Origin of the sequence: Mucilaginibacter gilvus, from assembly GCF_004054195.1 — a bacterium.
Taxonomy (GTDB): Bacteria; Bacteroidota; Bacteroidia; order Sphingobacteriales; family Sphingobacteriaceae; genus Mucilaginibacter; species Mucilaginibacter gilvus.
This window is the reverse complement of record NZ_SBIW01000001.1, coordinates 390629-407700: the sequence shown is the minus strand read 5'-3', so window position 1 is coordinate 407700 and position 17072 is coordinate 390629. Positions and strand designations below refer to the sequence as shown.

18 protein-coding genes are annotated in these 17072 nt (G+C 45.3%); 14 read left to right on the top strand and 4 right to left on the bottom strand.

Going from position 1 to position 17072, the window contains the following annotated elements:
* Window positions 1-94 precede the first annotated feature (94 nt).
* The 4 genes from EPL05_RS01875 to EPL05_RS01860 all read left to right on the top strand — a co-directional run bounded on the left by EPL05_RS01875 (window position 95) and on the right by EPL05_RS01860 (window position 4407).
* Entirely contained in the window at window positions 95-1285 is a 1191-nt protein-coding gene (locus EPL05_RS01875; RefSeq protein ID WP_128531811.1) for a phosphoglycerate kinase, read from the top strand.
* Window positions 1286-1357: 72 nt separating this feature from the next.
* A complete protein-coding gene (locus tag EPL05_RS01870) occupies window positions 1358-1825 on the top strand; it encodes a DUF2314 domain-containing protein (RefSeq protein ID WP_166727607.1) in 468 nt (155 codons plus the stop codon).
* Between the two features lie 37 nt (window positions 1826-1862).
* Window positions 1863-2402 carry a YcxB family protein gene (locus EPL05_RS01865; RefSeq protein ID WP_128531809.1) on the top strand — a complete coding sequence of 180 codons (540 nt, stop codon included), beginning with the start codon at window positions 1863-1865 and terminating at the stop codon, window positions 2400-2402.
* Window positions 2403-2550: 148 nt separating this feature from the next.
* Window positions 2551-4407, top strand: coding sequence for a CocE/NonD family hydrolase (locus EPL05_RS01860; protein ID WP_128531808.1), 1857 nt, complete (start codon window positions 2551-2553; stop codon window positions 4405-4407).
* Window positions 4408-4625: 218 nt separating this feature from the next.
* Here the strand turns inward: EPL05_RS01860 and EPL05_RS01855 are convergent, their stop codons facing one another.
* The gene (locus tag EPL05_RS01855) at window positions 4626-4991 is read right to left on the bottom strand and encodes a DUF1304 domain-containing protein (RefSeq protein WP_128531807.1); all 366 of its coding nucleotides are present in this window, start codon (window positions 4989-4991) and stop codon (window positions 4626-4628) included.
* Window positions 4992-5013: 22 nt separating this feature from the next.
* Window positions 5014-5514 carry a hypothetical protein gene (locus EPL05_RS01850; protein ID WP_128531806.1) on the bottom strand — a complete coding sequence of 167 codons (501 nt, stop codon included), beginning with the start codon at window positions 5512-5514 and terminating at the stop codon, window positions 5014-5016.
* Between the two features lie 57 nt (window positions 5515-5571).
* Between EPL05_RS01850 and EPL05_RS01845 the strand changes: the two genes are divergently transcribed.
* The 3 genes from EPL05_RS01845 (at window position 5572) to EPL05_RS01835 (ending at window position 6981) form a co-directional block, all read left to right on the top strand.
* Window positions 5572-5994 (top strand): VOC family protein, encoded by a 423-nt coding sequence (locus tag EPL05_RS01845; protein ID WP_128531805.1) that lies wholly within the window; start codon window positions 5572-5574, stop codon window positions 5992-5994.
* 68 nt (window positions 5995-6062) lie between these two features.
* On the top strand, window positions 6063-6488 hold the full coding sequence (locus EPL05_RS01840; protein WP_128531804.1) for a hypothetical protein: 426 nt from the start codon (window positions 6063-6065) through the stop codon (window positions 6486-6488).
* A 58-nt stretch (window positions 6489-6546) separates the two neighbouring features.
* Complete coding sequence (locus tag EPL05_RS01835) at window positions 6547-6981, top strand: hypothetical protein (RefSeq protein WP_128531803.1); 435 nt, start codon at window positions 6547-6549, stop codon at window positions 6979-6981.
* A gap of 182 nt (window positions 6982-7163) precedes the next feature.
* Here the strand turns inward: EPL05_RS01835 and EPL05_RS01830 are convergent, their stop codons facing one another.
* Window positions 7164-7658 carry a hypothetical protein gene (locus EPL05_RS01830; RefSeq protein WP_128531802.1) on the bottom strand — a complete coding sequence of 165 codons (495 nt, stop codon included), beginning with the start codon at window positions 7656-7658 and terminating at the stop codon, window positions 7164-7166.
* Between the two features lie 98 nt (window positions 7659-7756).
* Window positions 7757-8581, bottom strand: coding sequence for a formyltetrahydrofolate deformylase (purU, locus tag EPL05_RS01825; protein ID WP_128531801.1), 825 nt, complete (start codon window positions 8579-8581; stop codon window positions 7757-7759).
* Between the two features lie 171 nt (window positions 8582-8752).
* On the opposite strand from purU, the gene mraZ reads away from it, so the two are divergent.
* From mraZ to murD, 7 genes are all read left to right on the top strand, one after another.
* Window positions 8753-9214: a division/cell wall cluster transcriptional repressor MraZ gene (mraZ, locus tag EPL05_RS01820; protein WP_128531800.1), complete on the top strand. Its 462-nt coding sequence runs from the start codon at window positions 8753-8755 to the stop codon at window positions 9212-9214.
* Window positions 9207-10109 (top strand): 16S rRNA (cytosine(1402)-N(4))-methyltransferase RsmH, encoded by a 903-nt coding sequence (gene rsmH / locus EPL05_RS01815; RefSeq protein WP_128531799.1) that lies wholly within the window; start codon window positions 9207-9209, stop codon window positions 10107-10109. The genes mraZ and rsmH overlap by 8 nt, the downstream gene beginning before the upstream one ends.
* A complete protein-coding gene (locus EPL05_RS01810) occupies window positions 10106-10519 on the top strand; it encodes an FtsL-like putative cell division protein (protein WP_128531798.1) in 414 nt (137 codons plus the stop codon). The genes rsmH and EPL05_RS01810 overlap by 4 nt, the downstream gene beginning before the upstream one ends.
* On the top strand, window positions 10516-12618 hold the full coding sequence (locus EPL05_RS01805; RefSeq protein WP_128531797.1) for a penicillin-binding protein: 2103 nt from the start codon (window positions 10516-10518) through the stop codon (window positions 12616-12618). Before EPL05_RS01810 ends, EPL05_RS01805 begins: the two co-directional genes overlap by 4 nt.
* The gene (locus EPL05_RS01800; protein WP_128531796.1) at window positions 12615-14075 is read left to right on the top strand and encodes a UDP-N-acetylmuramoyl-L-alanyl-D-glutamate--2,6-diaminopimelate ligase; all 1461 of its coding nucleotides are present in this window, start codon (window positions 12615-12617) and stop codon (window positions 14073-14075) included. Before EPL05_RS01805 ends, EPL05_RS01800 begins: the two co-directional genes overlap by 4 nt.
* A gap of 213 nt (window positions 14076-14288) precedes the next feature.
* Window positions 14289-15530, top strand: coding sequence for a phospho-N-acetylmuramoyl-pentapeptide-transferase (gene mraY, locus EPL05_RS01795; protein ID WP_128531795.1), 1242 nt, complete (start codon window positions 14289-14291; stop codon window positions 15528-15530).
* A 73-nt stretch (window positions 15531-15603) separates the two neighbouring features.
* Complete coding sequence (gene murD, locus EPL05_RS01790) at window positions 15604-16992, top strand: UDP-N-acetylmuramoyl-L-alanine--D-glutamate ligase (RefSeq protein ID WP_243837191.1); 1389 nt, start codon at window positions 15604-15606, stop codon at window positions 16990-16992.
* The last annotated feature ends 80 nt before the right edge of the window (window positions 16993-17072 follow it).

Sequence of the window (17072 nt, the reverse complement as noted above, 5' to 3'; positions counted from 1 at the left end):
TTAAGCTAAAACATGCACCTTTTTAACTTTAGCGTTGGCATTTATAATAAATTTGTCCAATTTGCGCCCCATTCAACAATCATACTTTAACAATATGAAAACAGTAGATCAGATAACTTTCAACGGTAAAAAGGCCCTTATCCGTGTAGATTTTAACGTCCCCCTGGATAAAGACTATAACATTACCGATGATAACCGGATGACCGCCGCCTTGCCAACCATCAAAAAGATTTTAACCGATGGCGGTGCCGTTATATTGATGTCGCACCTGGGTAGGCCTAAAAATGGCCCCACCGAAGAATTTTCGTTAAAGCACATTGTGCCGCATCTTTCAGATCTGTTGGGTCAGCAGGTACAGTTTGCTGATGACTGCATTGGTGCCGAAGCTATTGAAAAAGCGAAAGACCTTGATAAAGGCGAAGTTTTATTATTAGAGAACTTGCGTTTTTACAAAGAAGAAGAAAAAGGAAACGTGGAATTTGCCGAAAAGCTTTCCAAATTGGGCGATATATATGTAAACGATGCATTTGGTACCGCTCACCGCGCGCACGCTTCTACAGCGGTTATAGCGCAGTTTTTCCCCGAGGCAAAATACTTTGGCTACCTGATGGCTGCCGAATTAACCAACGCCGAGAAAATATTGAACGGCGCTGCCAAACCATTTACCGCAATTATGGGCGGCTCCAAGGTGTCAGACAAGATAGAACTGATAGAAAAACTGCTTGATAAGGTAGATAACCTTATTATTGGTGGCGGTATGGCTTACACCTTTGCCAAGGCAGATGGTGGCAACATAGGTACTTCATTAGTAGAAGCCGACAAACTTGAACTGGCACTGAGCCTGGTTAAAAAAGCAAAAGAAAAAGGCGTTAACCTGTTATTACCTGTTGATAATGTTATTGCCGATAAATTTGGTAATGATGCCAATACAGATGTAGCAAAAACCGGCGAAATACCTGATAACTGGATGGGCCTGGATATCGGCCCCGAAACTGTTAAAATATTCAGCAAGGTGGTAGAAGAATCAAAAACTATCCTTTGGAATGGCCCGATGGGTGTTTTTGAGATGGAGAAATTCCTGATAGGTACTAAAGCCATTGCCGAAGCAGTTGCCAAAGCAACAGACAACGGTGCATTCTCGCTGATAGGTGGTGGCGATTCCGCCGCTGCGGTAGCTAAGTTTGATATGATAGACGATGTGAGCTACGTATCTACAGGTGGCGGTGCTTTACTGGAATATATGGAAGGTAAAGAATTGCCCGGCGTAAAAGCGATAAACGAATAAGCAAATTTTCGATATACAAAGGCAATCATGTAAATGGTTGCCTTTTTTGTTTCAACACACAATTTTATAGGTATGGCAAAGAAATGGTTTTTAGCACCCGTACTGCTGCTTTTGGCGGCTGGTGCCTGCAATAACGCGGAAAAAGAAAAGGCAGGCACTGTTCAGTCGGTCAACTTAAAAACGGACGACGAACAATTTTTGGCGCTGAAAGATACCGCGCAAGCTAAGATAAATACCTTTATTGATAGCCTGAAGCCGCATGCGCTGGATAGCAATTACCGGTTCTTGGTAAAGTCTGACTTTGTGGACGGCAAGGAGCACGAGCACATGTGGAGCGTAGTTTATAAATATATCGATGGAAAGTTTACAGGGATCTTTGCAGATTCGGCCCTGTATTTAAAGACCATCCACCCCGGCGATCCTGTGCTGATTAAGCAAAGCGATGTGGAAGATTGGGCGATATATGATTACCTGCACAATAAGGATCTGGGGAATTTCTCTGACAAGTATCTGCGTAGCAAAAAGACAGCTGGCGAGTAAGGTTTTGTTTCCTCGCCTTAATTAAAATAATAAGTTAATGATAGTAAAAGTTGTATTAACCGAAGATGATTTTCTAACCCATTTGCTCTATTCCGCATCAAAAAATAGGCGGAGTAAGGCTAATCGGAGAAGGTCGTGGTTGGTTGTATCGGGGTGCTTCTTTATAATCGGTTTTTTATTCAAAGATCAGAATACATTTTATAGCTACTACTTTGCAGCCGCCGGTGTAATAAGCCTCATTTTTTATCCGTTTTACCAGCGCTACGCTTACAAAAAGCACTACCGTAAATTCGTATTAGATAAACTTAGCTACAGGATAGGCAAAGAATGCGTAATTGATTTTCAACAGGATGTTATCGACACAAAAGATGTAACGGGCGAGAGTAAGATCAACGTAAGCGAAGTATCTGAAATAAACGAGATAGGCACGCATTACTTCATTCGCTTAAATACAGGCGACGCGCTTGTTATCCCTAAGTCGGCGGTGACTACTGGCTCCTTTGTGGACGATCTGCTTGCCATATTTCAAAACCCTGAAATTGAAGTAACCAAGGAGTTGGATTGGCGCTGGAAGTAAATTAATTATCCGCCCTGGAATGCCGGGCCTCTTAAACCCGCCGCTTACCCCGGGTTTACAAACCCCAACGTAACATATTTGTATCAGCCCCAAATTATAGGGGCATTTTTATTTAATTATGTACTTTTAATGCATCAAAATTCATCTGATGAAAAAATTAACCTTCATAGTCCTCTGCCTTATTTTTTCTGTCGCAAGCGCACTCGCGCAAGGCGATGCCGCGTATATAAAAGATAACTACACCAAGTTTGAGTACGAAGTGCCTATGCGCGACGGTAAAAAGCTGTTCACATCGTTATATGTGCCTAAAGACCAGACCAAAAAATACCCCATTATGATGGATCGCACTTGCTACAGTGTTGCGCCTTATGGGGTAGATAAATACAAGGGAAGCCTTGGCCCGTCGCCACAATTTTTAAGGGATGGGTACATTTTTGTTTACCAGGATGTACGCGGCCGATGGATGAGCGAGGGGATTTATGAAGAAATGACACCTGAAAAGGAGGTACACAAAACCAATAACCACGTAGACGAAGGTACCGATACCTATGATACTATAGACTGGCTGATCAAAAACCTGCCGAACAACAATGGTAAAGTAGGGGTGTGGGGCATCTCGTATCCTGGCTTTTATACCACTACAGCCTTGCTAAGCCGCCACCCTGCATTGGTAGCTGCATCGCCGCAGGCACCCATTGCCGATCTTTGGCGCGATGATGGCTGGCACAACGGGGCATTTATGCTGGTGGCCAACTTTGGCTTTTACCCGGGCTTTACCAACAGGCAGGACGATAAACCAACCCAGCGCCGCGGCGGTCGTTTTAACCCCGGCACAAACGATGGGTACAAGTTTTTTATGGATATGGGTTCGATGAAAAATACGAATGATAAGTATTTTAAAGATACCATCCGTTTGTGGAACGAGATGTTGGATCACCCAAATTACGACCAGCACTGGAAAGACCGTAACGTATTAACACACCTGCACGATATTAAAACCGCGGTATTGGTAACCGGCGGCTGGTACGATGCCGAAGACCTGTACGGTGCTATAAATACCTATAAAACATTAGCGCAAAAGAACCCAACTACACCTATCTACTTTGCCATGGGCCCGTGGGTACACGGTGGCTGGGCACGGGGTAATGGCGATCACCTGGGCGATGTGAGCTTTGGCGGGCCAACCGGACCGTATTACCGCGATAAAATTGAGTTCGCTTTCTTTAGTCACTACTTAAAAGGCACCCCGCTGAATCTGCCAAAGGTATCTACTTTCCAAACCGGCGTAAACCAATGGAAAAGCTATAATACCTGGCCGCCAAAAGAAGCCGAAGAGAAAAACCTTTACCTGCTGCCGGGCGGCAAGCTATCATTCAGCGCGCCAACCGCGGCAACGGATGATTATAAAGAATACGTATCAGACCCGATGAACCCGGTGCCATTTATAGATGGTACAGATTTCGACATGAAGCGCGAGTATATGACCGCTGATAACCGTTTTGCGGAGAAACGCGCCGATGTACTTACCTATAAAACAGAAGTACTGGATAAGGACGTAACCATAGCGGGTAACATTTGGGCCAACCTCAAATTCAGCACCACGGGCACAGATGCCGATCTTATAGTGAAAGTACTTGACGTTTACCCCGATACCGCCACCAACAACCAGTTCACAGCCAAAGAGGTAAACATGGCAGGTTACGAGCAAATGGTACGCAGCGAGCCGATACGTGGTAAATTTCGCAACAGTTTTGAAAAACCCGAGGCGTTTGTACCCGGCAAGGTAACCCCGGTAAACTTTGAGTTGCAGGATGTATTGCACACCTTTAAAAAAGGGCACCGCATTATGATCCAGATCCAAAGTACCTGGTTCCCGCTGATTGACCGCAACACCCAGCAGTTTCAGGATATTATGAAAGCTAAGGATACCGATTTTAAGAAAGAAACCCACCGGGTATATAACTCAAAGGCACACCCCAGTTTTTTAAAGGTGAGGGTAATGTAGTATAAAGGGGGGGCTTGTTGTGTGTGCTTAACGCGCGCTTTTACGACATGCCCGCCCGCATTCTAAAAAGTTTACAAAAGTTAACACATTTTCAAAGTGTTAACTTTTAATATGTTGGTAATCAATTAGTTGATATTTTACAGGGTTAACATAAAAGGCGCCTTTTTTACCCCGGTGTTTTTTAAGTATAAAACGGGTTGTGTCAATCAATCAATACGCTACATCCACACCATCACCGCCACCAAAGCTATCGCCCCCGGTAAAAGCTGCTTTATTAAAATACCCTTGCTGGCGGTAAGCCCGCCGTAAAGCCCGGCTACTACAACACAAGCCAAAAAAAACATCGCTACATTTTTAGCCCATATCGGGTCACTGATTATTAGCGACCATATCAGCCCCGCTGCTAAAAAGCCATTGTAAAGGCCCTGGTTTGCAGCAAGTGTTTTGGTAGGTTCAAACAGGTGTTCGGGGAAGGATTTAAAGGTGGCCTTGCCCTTGGTGGTCCAGGCAAACATCTCTATCCATAGGATATAAATGTGTTCGAGCGCTACAAGGGCTATTAATATGGTTGCAATTATCTTCATCGGAATGGTATTATTTAGGGGTTTACCGTTCATAAACAGCGGCCGATAGCTCATAAGCCGGTTTAGACGGATCATAGCTTTTCATATTTACTTCGGGTATGGTCAATTTTACTTTGCCGCCGGTTACCGTAACTTGTATGTCTATTGGTTCCCCAATATAAGTGCACGATCCGGTATCCGATGCCTTGCTAACCAGGTTCATTTCCTTATCTCCCAATGGCTCCAGGGTATCGCGTATAAGTTTGTATGTTCCGCTGCTTGTCGGGATATTTTTGAATATAAGGACCAGAATGGCGAGATCTGGTATATAAGAATCCTGGAATACGATCTCACTTTCCGGCTCGCCCGCTGTAATGATCCGGTTGCTCGCCGTTACAAAATGCTTACCATCGAGCGACCAGGTATTATCAGAGATCCTTTTTACAGGCAAAACTGCCGTTTTTTTACAACCCGCCAGAAGAGCCAAAGCCAATAGCGAAATAAGCGGGAGTAGTATAAGTTTAGGTTTTAAGGCAGTCATCATTAAATATGTATCTTGTGCTAAGATAAAATAATTTTCAAACTAACTTTAGGCAGTAGCATGATGCAAGCTATAGATCTGCAGATCAACGCTATCCAGCACATTGGTATCCCGGTAACTAATATCATCAGTTCGCAGGCTTTTTACGAGCGCCTTGGCTTTGCTAATGTAATGCAGGCCGGTTTTGGCGCCGAAGGCCAGCGCGGAACCTGTGTAATGATGAAGCGGGGCAGCATGATAATAGAGCTTTACCAGTTGCCGGGGATTGAACTTGCCGAAATAAGAACGCGGAAAAACGGGCACATAGATCATGTTGCTTTCGATGTTTCTGATATCGATGCTACTTATGCCGTCATTAAACAAGCGGGCTTTAATATGATAGAACCAGCCCCCGTATTTCTGCAATTTTGGGAGCGGGGCTGCAAGTATTTCAATATCACCGGGCCGGATGGCGAGCGGTTGGAGTTTAACCAGTTGCTTTAAAGCTTTAATAAAGCAAGGCTGTTGCACTTATACATTGCTTAACGTCATACATATAAAACACCAACGTTATGATCAATAAAATAACTTGCCTGCTCTGCGTTATCGCCATTGGGTTTGCCGGCTGTAAAGAAGCCGCTAAAAGCTCCGGATGCGATGCCCAACAGCTTTGTACCCAAGAATTTAGATCATTAGGAGTAACCTTTACCGATAAAAATGGTGATAACGTTACCGTAAAAGATCTCACCATTATCAACCAGCGTACCGGTAAGGCGATTGTTCCTAAGAATACCATAGACCCGGGCTTCTCGCCTGATATTCATTACATTGCCACTGATAGCAACAAGGATGAGTTTTCTACTAATGGGGACGATGTAAAAGTTACCGCTACCAGCAACGCGACTAATAAAGCGGTTTCGGCTATCTTAAAAATATCCGGCGGGTGTAATTGCCATATCAGTAAAATATCCGGCCCGGATAAGATAGTGTTTGAATAGTAAGCAATTAATGCCAACAATTGCCGCGGTTTTGCGTTACCCGTAAAAGCCGAAACTTATGATACGTACCCCTCTCATCAAACTGATAGCATTTTTAGCTGTAGTAACCAGCTTTGCCGCGTGCAGTAAAAAGCTCAAAACAGATGGTTGCCCCACCGGACAAATGTGTACTATGCAGTTTGTAACGCTCAGCGTAAACTTTGTTGATAAGGCAGGTAAGGCTGTAACAGTAAAAGATGTAAAAGTACTAAACCTGCGCACCAACACAGCCATTTTAGCAGAAGGGATGAGTAGTATGGTTAATCAGGCGGGTAGCTATGTTTTTGTAACCGATGCCAATAAAAAGCAACTTTCTACGGAGGGCGACGACCTGAAAATTACCGCTACCAACGTGGCTACCAATAAAACCGCGTCGGCTATTTTAAAAATCTCGGGTGGTTGTAATTGCCATGTGAGCAAAGTGTCTGGGTCGGATAATATTGTGTTTGAATAGTACAGATTGGTAAAACGCTCAATTTTGCATCAAAAAAAGCGCTAAAATTTGCGCTTTTTTATCAAAATAAAGGCAAAAAACGCGCCTTTTACGTGCCTTTTTAAGGTCGATTTTTAAACCCTGGTAATAGCCGTTAAAATCGTTTGACTTTTAATTTCCGACGTTAGGCTTCGGGCTTACAACTATTGTTTAACGTAAATAGCAGTAATATAAATTGGCAGGCCCGAAAAACCTGTGATGGTATCCTTTATCGTAGCGTTTAGTTTTCCACCCACAGTAGTCAAGTAGGCGTAAGATTTAACAGTTTCGCCGGTACTTCGCTTGTAACTCACAACCAAATTATTGCCCGTTCGTACATAGGTAGAGCGAATGGTGTCTTTACCACCGCCTATGCTGAAACCCGCCAGCCCCGTGGGTGGTGGATATACCGGACAGCTAAGCCCCGTTGTAGTGTAAGCAGCGGTAGTATTATCCGTTTTGATGGCAAAAATATTTGTAGACAAACACGTAAACTCGGTAGCCGTATACTCTTTAGAATCGTTTCGCGCATAGGAAGTTAGCTGGAAATTACCTGCTATATCCGCGTTTACAGAAACCTCTGGTTTTGTATCGCCGCTTTTTTTGCAGCTGCTGAAAATGGCTAATGTTAGGAGGCTTAAAAGGGCTATTTTACGCATATAAATAAGGTTATTGGCACTCCAATATACACATATCCGTTAAATCTACTAAGACTTATCTGAAGAAAATTTAATTTAAGTAAAATTTTTAGCTATCCCTACTCCAGCACCACCGTTTTGTTCTTGTAAACAAACACCCGGTCGTCAAACACCAGTTTAAGGGCTTTGGCTAAAACGGCGGTCTCAATTTCCTTGCCGGCCTTCACCATATCCTGCGCCGTATGCGAGTGATTCGCGGGTATAATTTGCTGCGCGATGATCGGCCCCTCGTCCAGTTGATCGGTTACATAATGTGCGGTTGCGCCAATGAGTTTTACTCCGCGTTCGTGTGCCTGCCGGTAGGGGCTGGCGCCAGCAAAGGCCGGTAAGAACGAGTGGTGTATATTGATGATTCTTTTGCCAAAGTGCCCCACAAAATCCGCGGAAAGGATCCGCATAAATTTGGCCAGTACTATATAATCGTATTCGTACTGACTAATTATCTCTAAAAGGGTTTCTTCAAAGCGCTTGTTATCACCCTCAAAAATCACTGGGTAAAATGGGATATCAAACCGCTGGCAGATATCCTGCAGGGTGGCGTGGTTGCCAATTACGCATTGCACGGTAGCGCCAAGCGTATTGAAATAATTGCGTACCAGTATATCTGCCAGGCAATGGTACTCTTTGGTTACCAGTACAATAACTTTCTTTTCGGTATTAGGGTTTATTTTGACGATAGCTCCCTCCGGCAATATCTGCAACAAGTCTTTTTCCAGTTGGGCGGTGCCGTTGGTGGTATCTGCCTCAATGCGCATAAAAAAAAGCTGCTCGCCCTTGTCTACGTGCTCCTGCATCGAAATAATATTGAATTGCTTTTGCGAAAGTAAGCCCGAAATGCCCGCCACAAGCCCAATCCTGTCGGCGCACTGTATTACTATGATCATCCTTATAACCTGTTTAAACCCTGTAAAATAGGGTTCCCAAAGCTATAATTAATCGGCATTTTATATAGCCGCGCAGCCCCAAAAAATGTTGAAAACTTTTTGGTGGGAAAAAGTGTTAAAAAGTGGAGAAAACCTATACTTTTACATTACTAAAAATGTTAACCAATACAAATGTCCTATTTAACAGGTGAATACGAATGTAAACTGGATGCCAAGGGGCGGATGATGATCCCCGCGGGCCTCAAAAAGCAGCTTCCCGAAGCTGACTCTGAGGGTCTTGTGATCAATCGTGGCCTCGAGAATTACCTGGTTATATACACCAAAAAAGAATGGGACAAAAAATTGGATGAACTGAGCAAACTTAACGAATTCGACAGGAAAAGTATCCAGTTTGTGCGATATTTTACCGCCGGTGCCACTATAATGATCCCGGATAGCGCGGGGAGGGTTAACCTTCCTAAGAACCTGTTTGAACATGCCGGCATTGGTAGCGATATAGTGCTTACCTGTATGCTGAACAAAATTGAAGTTTGGGATAGCGCGGCGCATAAAAAAATGATAGCCAACGAGCCGGAAAATTTTGCCGAACTGGCCGAAGAAGTAATGGGTAACAAAAAACGAGTAAATGAGTAATTACCATACCCCCGTTATGCTGCAAGAGTGTATTGAAGGCTTAGTTATTAAGCCAAACGGTACCTATGTGGATGTAACTTTTGGCGGTGGTGGGCACTCGCGCGAGATTATGAAGCATTTGGGCGAAGACGGGCGACTGCTTGCCTTTGACCAGGACGCCGATGCGCAGCAAAATGTGATCGATGATAAGCGCTTTACTTTCATCGACCAGAACTTCAGGTACCTGAAAAACTTTAGCCGTTTGCATGGCGCTATCCCGGTAGACGGGATCCTGGCAGACCTGGGTGTATCCAGCTACCAGTTTGACCAGGCGGAACGCGGTTTTTCTATCCGGTTTGATGCCGAGTTGGATATGCGCATGAACCAGCAAAGTGACCTGAGCGCTAAAGAAGTGGTAAACACCTATAGCGAAGCCGATCTGCACCGCATTTTTGGGATGTATGGCGAAATTCAGAATGCTAAATCGCTGGCTAATACCATTGTAACCGCAAGGCTTAACGGTCCGATTGTTACCGTAGCTGATCTGAAGAATGCGATAAGCAACCGCATTCCGAAAGGGAAGGAGAATAAATACCTGGCGCAGGTTTTCCAGGCGCTGAGGATAGAGGTGAACCAGGAGTTGGAAGCCCTGAAAGATTTTCTGGTACAATCGGCAGAAGTGCTGGCGGTTGGCGGCAGGTTGGTAGTAATGAGCTACCACTCGCTAGAGGATAGGCTGGTAAAGAATTTCATCGCCAAAGGCAAATTCAGCGGTGAGGTGGAGAAGGATCTTTATGGTAACAATAATAAGCCGCTTGATGCAGTAAGCCGTGGGGCCATCGTAGCATCGGCAGAAGAAATAGTTGGAAATAACAGGGCGCGTAGCGCGAAATTGAGAATAGCTGTAAAAAAATGAGTAACCGTTTCCGTTCAGAAATTCAGGAAGAAGAAGCCGAACAGGAGCTTATTGTAGAGGAGAAGCCATCAAAAGGCCTCCCCGATAACTTTTTAACGCAATTCTTAAAAAACGGGGTGGTTACTTCTGAGGATGTTACACGGGCGCTGCCCTTTGTTTTTTACATCGCCTTTTTGTGCATGGTGTATATAGGGTTGAGGCACGTATCTGATAACAACATACGCGATATTGATAAAGTAGGCAAGCAGGTAAAAGAGCTGAGCTGGGAGTACAAAAGCAGCAAGGCCGAACTGGCATTTAAAAGTACGTTAACCGAAGTGGCAAAACGCGCCGAAGACGATTCTTTAGGGATTCGCCAACCGGAGCAGCCACCGCAAAAAATTGTAGTAAAGGAGGGTGAGCAGAAATGAGTATAAGAACTAACATATTGCTAAGGGTATACCTGGCTTTTGGGTTGATACTGCTATTTGCGGGCGCGGTAATTTTTCAGTTATGCCGGGTGCAGTTAGCACAGGGCGAGAAGTGGAAAGCCATGGCCCAGGAAAACTCCACACGTTATAAAACGGTAGAGGCTGCTAGAGGTAATATTTTCTCTTCGGATGGTAGTTTGCTGGCTACCTCGGTGCCGGAGTATGATCTGCATTTGGATATGACCGCGGCGGGTATTGCCGATGACAAGGTGTTTGATGAGAAGATAGATTCGCTATCGATGGTGATGGCTAATTATTTTAAAGACAGGCCCGCTAAGGATTATTCGAGGATCTTCCGCGAAGCGAGAAAAGAGCGGTCGCGTTACCAACTCATCAGGCGTAAAGTAAGCTATCGCGAATTGGCGGATATCCGCAAGTTCCCGGTATTTAACCTGGGTAAATACAAAGGCGGGCTAATTGTTGAGCCGCAAAATAAACGCATCCTGCCGTTTAAGTCGCTGGCCGCGCGTACCATTGGTTACAAAAATGAGAATGTGAAAAACGGCGTAGGGCTGGAAGGGGCTTACACCAGCTATATAAACGGCGAAAGCGGTAAACGCTTGGAGCAGCGCCTTGCCGGTGGTGTATGGATCCCTGTTAACGAAGAGGACGATATCGCCCCCAAAGAAGGCGCGGATATTATTTCCACCATCGATATCAATTTTCAGGACATCGCGCAAAGCGCATTGGAAAAGCAATTGGTAACAAGCGATGCCGACCACGGTACCGTTATTTTAATGGAGGTTGCTACCGGTGAGATCCGCGCGGTGGCTAACTACACCAAAATGCCCGATGGTTCATTTAAAGAGAAGTTTAACTACGCTATCGCCGGCAACCAGGATCCGGGTTCTACCTTCAAGGTAGCATCGTACATGGCGCTGCTGGAAGATAAAATGGTAGATACCAATAACATGGTGAGTACCGAAAATTATAAGATCCCGGGTAACAGTCATATTATAAAGGATTCGCACGGGAGTATAGGTACAGTGAGTGTGAAACGGGCTTTCGAGGAATCGTCAAACGCGGCGGTGGCTTCATTGGTTAACAGGTACTATACCAACAACCAAGCTAAGTTTACCAATCATCTGTATAGCTGGCACCTGAACGAGAAGTTTGGCCTGCAGATTCCCGGTGAAGCGCAACCCGTGGTTAAAAATCCTAAGAACGCGAGCTGGAACAAGTATATGACCCTACCGCAAATGGCCTATGGTTACGAGATGCAGTTAACGCCGCTTAAAATGCTGTCGTTTTACAACGCTATAGCTAATAACGGCAAGTACATATCGCCAATTTTTGTAAAAGAAATAAGGCGCTTAGGCAACACCATCGAGCGTTTTGAGGCGAAAACGATCAATCCTAAAATGTGCTCGGCTGTTACGCTGAAAAAAATGCAGGAGATGCTGGAAGGTGTTGTGAGCGAAGGTACCGGTAAAACCAATGTAAAAAGCAGCCTGTTCAGGATAGCCGGTAAAACGGGTACCGCGCAGGTGGCAGATGGCCGCAATGGATATAAAGGCAAAAAACAGTACCAATCATCGTTTTGCGGATATTTCCCGGCAGATCATCCAAAGTATTCGCTCATTGTGGTTATAAACGACCCTAAGAACGGCTACTACGCTGCTTCAACAGCAGGACCTGCTTTTAAAGAGATCTGCGAAAAGGTGTACGCCAGCAGCCTGGGTATTGAGCATCCGCCGGTGCGTTATGTAGGCAATACAACTTTACCGCAAACCAAACCGGGTAACAGCAGGGCCTTGAAACAGGTTTACGGGCAATTGGGCGTTAAGCCGTTGTATGCATCGCTAAACGCGGCTGCAAATGGCATAGACACCAGCAACGGGATTGCTTTTGAGGAAAATAAAGTAAAGGCCGGCACGGTACCAAATGTTACCGGGATGGGCCTGAGCGATGCGCTATATGTTTTGGGTAACGCGGGCTATAAAGTTGCGGTGCGCGGGAGTGGCTCGGTTAACAGCCAGTCGGTTACCGGGGGCAGCCAAATACCAAAAGGGTCTAAAATAACAATAGAACTGCAATGAGATATTTGAGCGATTTGTTGGAAGGGGTAGCATTTACCGAATTACAAGGTAGTGCCGATGTGGAGATATCTGCCATAGTGTTCGACTCGCGCAAAGTTGTGCCGGGCGCGTTGTTCATAGCTTTAAAAGGTACCGTTGTAGACGGGCACGATTATATAGAACAAGCGATAAAAGATGGCGCTGTGGCGGTTATTTGCGAGGAACTGCCTGCCCATACCGCTACCGAGGTTGATTTTTTAATGGTGAACAACTCAGCAAAAGCCCTGGGTACGCTTGCCGCTAATTTTTACGAGAACCCTTCATCAAACTTAAAACTGGTAGGCGTTACCGGTACTAATGGTAAAACCACTATTGCTACGCTGCTTTATAAGTTGTTTAGGGATATGGGCTATAAATGCGGTTTGCTTTCTACCGTGGAGAACCAGGTGAACGGCCGGGTTATCCCAAGCACCCATACCACGCCAGACCCTGTAGCGCTAAACGAGTTGCTGAGCAGCATGGTTGACGAAGGCTGCGATTACTGCTTTATGGAAGTAAGCTCGCACGCTATAGCGCAATATCGGATAGAAGGCCTGAAGTTTTCGGGAGGGATCTTTTCCAATTTAACGCACGATCATCTCGATTACCATAAAACGTTTGACAGCTACCTGAAAGCGAAAAAGACATTTTTTGATAACCTGCCAAAGAGCGCTTTCGCCTTAACCAATAGCGACGATAAGAACGGCAACGTGATGCTACAGAATACAGCGGCACACAAAAAAAGCTATGGACTAAAAAGCATGGCCGATTACCGGGCACGCATTATTGAGAACCAATTTGGTGGCTTGCTTTTAAATATAGATAACGACGAGGTTTGGTTTAAGCTGGTAGGCACTTTTAATGCTTACAACCTGCTGGCGGTTTACGCTGCGGCTTTATTACTGGAGCAGGATAGGAGCAAGGTATTGGTGAGCCTGAGCAAACTAACCGGTGCCGAGGGGCGCTTTGAATACATTGTAGCGCCAAACAAGGTGATAGGCATTGTAGATTACGCCCACACGCCGGATGCTGTGCAAAACGTATTGAGCACCATACACGATATCCGCAAGGGAAAAGAAAAGGTAATTACCGTAATAGGCTGCGGTGGCGACAGGGATAAAACCAAGCGCCCCATTATGGCAAAAGTAGCCAGCGAATGGAGCGATAAGGTGATCCTGACATCAGACAACCCCCGTACCGAAGACCCGGCCCAGATCATCAGGGATATGGAAGCAGGTATCGACCCGGCATTTAAAAGGCATACGGTAAGCATTGCGGATAGAAGAGAAGCTATAAAAACCGCCTGCATGTTTGCTCAGCCCGGAGACATTATCCTGCTGGCAGGCAAAGGCCACGAAAAGTACCAGGACATCAATGGCGTGAAGAACCACTTTGATGATATGGAAGAGATTTTAGCCCAGTTTAAGGAGATGAGTTAGATGTGCAGATGCGAGGATAAGCAGATGTGCAAATGAGCTTTTGACATGCAGATGAGAAAAAGGAATTTGAGAATAGAGAATAACCGATTAATATAAACAACGATAATTTAAACATAAACCGCAAATAGGCACATCGGGGACTGTAGTTGGGAGATAATATTTCCTTCATCTGCACATCCGCACATCGGCATATCTGCACATCAAGCGACGCGCATGTTATATTACCTGTTTAGCTATTTAAATAAAAATTACAGTATTCCGGGGGCGGGGGTGTTTCAGTACCTCACGTTCAGGATGGCTATGGCGGTAATTGTATCGTTATTGGTGACTACGGTTTATGGCCGCAGGCTGATAGATTACCTGCGCTTTAAACAGGTTGGCGAAACAGTACGTAACCTGGGCTTAGAAGGCCAGATGCAAAAATCGGGTACACCTACAATGGGTGGTGTGATTATTTTGCTGGGGATACTTATCCCTACGTTACTGTTTGCCCAGTTAGATAATATATACATCATTATGATGCTGGTGACCACCGTTTGGTTGGGCGCTATCGGCTTTTTAGATGATTACATAAAAGTATTTAAAAAGAATAAAGAGGGGTTAGCGGGCAGGTTTAAAATAACAGGGCAGGTTGTACTGGCACTGTTTATTGGCTGGACGATGTATTTCAATAACGGCATCACTATGCGCCAGGAGGTAAAGCTCCCAGTTAAATACGATGTGAGGGTGGATTTCCACATGCGTGGCGATAAGCAGGTACTTACACAAGACATCAAGAGCACAAAAACCACCATGCCGTTCTATAAGAACAACGAGTTTGATTACGGTAAGGTGTTGAAGTTTCTTGGCCCCGGTTACGAGCATTATGCGCTGATGGTATTTATGTTCTTTACTATTATCATCATCACGTTTATATCCAACGGTGCAAATTTAACAGATGGTATTGATGGGCTGGCTACGGGTACATCCGCCATTATTGGCTTAACGCTGGCCATTTTGGCCTATGTATCGGGTAATATCATCATCTCAGATTACCTCAGCATTATGTATATCCCCAACTCGGGCGAGCTGGTAATATTTGCGGGAGCGTTTGTTGGGGCATGCGTGGGCTTTTTATGGTACAACGCTTACCCGGCGCAGGTTTTTATGGGCGATACGGGTAGTTTGGCCATTGGAGGTATCATCGCGGTGTTTGCCATCGTGATCCGTAAGGAGTTGTTGATCCCGGTGCTCTGCGGAATTTTTGTGATAGAGAACATGTCGGTTATTATACAAGTAGGCTGGTTCAAATGGACTAAAAGGCGCTTCGGCGAGGGCCGCAGGGTGTTTTTAATGGCACCATTGCATCACCATTACCAAAAAAAAGGCTTCCACGAAAGCAAGATCGTAACGAGGTTTTACATCATCTGCATCATGCTGGCCATTATAACGGTAATAACGCTGAAATTGAGGTAGGAGCCCCCTGGCCCCTGAAGGGGGAGTAGGATTAGAATAAGGATTGAAAGACAAAGATAAAAGAACAATGCAAATGCCGAACAACAACCCAGCCAATCAAAAGCTCCCCCTTCAGGGGGCGGGGGGGGCTCTGCGCCTTGCTATCCTCGGCGCTGGCGAAAGCGGTGTTGGGGCGGCGTACCTGGCTCAGCAGAAGGGTTATGATGTTTTTGTTTCGGATTTTGGAGCGATAGCGGATAACTACAAAAAACAACTGCAGGATTGGAACATCCGTTTTGAGGAAGGCGGACATACTGAGGCTGAGATCTTAAGCGCGGTTGAAGTAGTTAAAAGCCCGGGTATCCCCGATAAGGCCCCGATTGTGAAGAAACTGATAGAAGCCAATATTCCGGTGATATCCGAGATAGAGTTTGCCGGGCGGTACACCAATGCTAAAATGATTTGTATCACCGGCAGTAACGGTAAAACAACTACCGCAAGCCTTACTTACCATATCCTGAAGAATGGTGGTTTAAATGTTGGGCTGGCAGGTAACATAGGCAAAAGCTTTGCTTACCAGGTGGCGACGGAAAGCTTTGATTATTACGTGCTGGAGATCAGCAGCTTTATGCTGGATAACATGTACAAGTTTAGGGCGGATATAGCGGTTTTGCTGAACATCACACCCGACCACCTGGACAGGTACGATTACAAACTGGAGAACTACGCGGCATCCAAATTCAGGATAACACACAACCAGACAGCGGCAGATCATTACATCTACTGCGCCGATGATGCGGAAACGCTGAAAGTAATGGAGGGTAAAACGATAACCGCGCAACAGCTGCCGTTCTCCATAGAAAAAACGATTGAAACGGGAGCGTATCTCGATAAGGACAATATTGTCATAAACATACACCAACAACATTTTCAAATGTCTATTACCGAACTGGCCCTGCAGGGTAAACACAACCTTTACAATTCAATGGCATCAGGTATTGTAGCAAAAGTGCTGGAGTTGCGCAACGAAACAATGCGCGAAAGCATGGGGAATTTCCGCAATATAGAACACCGTTTGGAGTTTGTTGCCAAAATTTCGGGCATTGCTTTCATCAACGATTCTAAGGCTACCAATGTAAACTCTACCTGGTACGCGCTGGAAAGCATGAGCAGCCCTGTTGTTTTGATCTTAGGTGGCGTGGATAAAGGGAACGATTACGGCATGCTGAAAGAGTTGGTAAGGCAAAAGGTAAAGGCCATTGTATGTTTAGGTAAAGACAACAAACGCATCCACGATGCTTTTGAAGACGATACGGAGATCATCGTAAACACTGGTTCGGCAGCAGAAGCGGCCCAGATAGCATACCACTTAGCCGAAAAAGGCGATACTGTATTGCTATCACCAGCCTGCGCAAGTTTCGACCTGTTCAAGAACTACGAAGATAGAGGCAGGCAGTTTAAGGATGCGGTGAAGGAACTGTAGGGGAGCCCCCTAACCCCCTGAAGGGGGAACAAAATTCGGATTTCGGATTTTCGATTTCGGATTTATAAAATTGGAAGAAA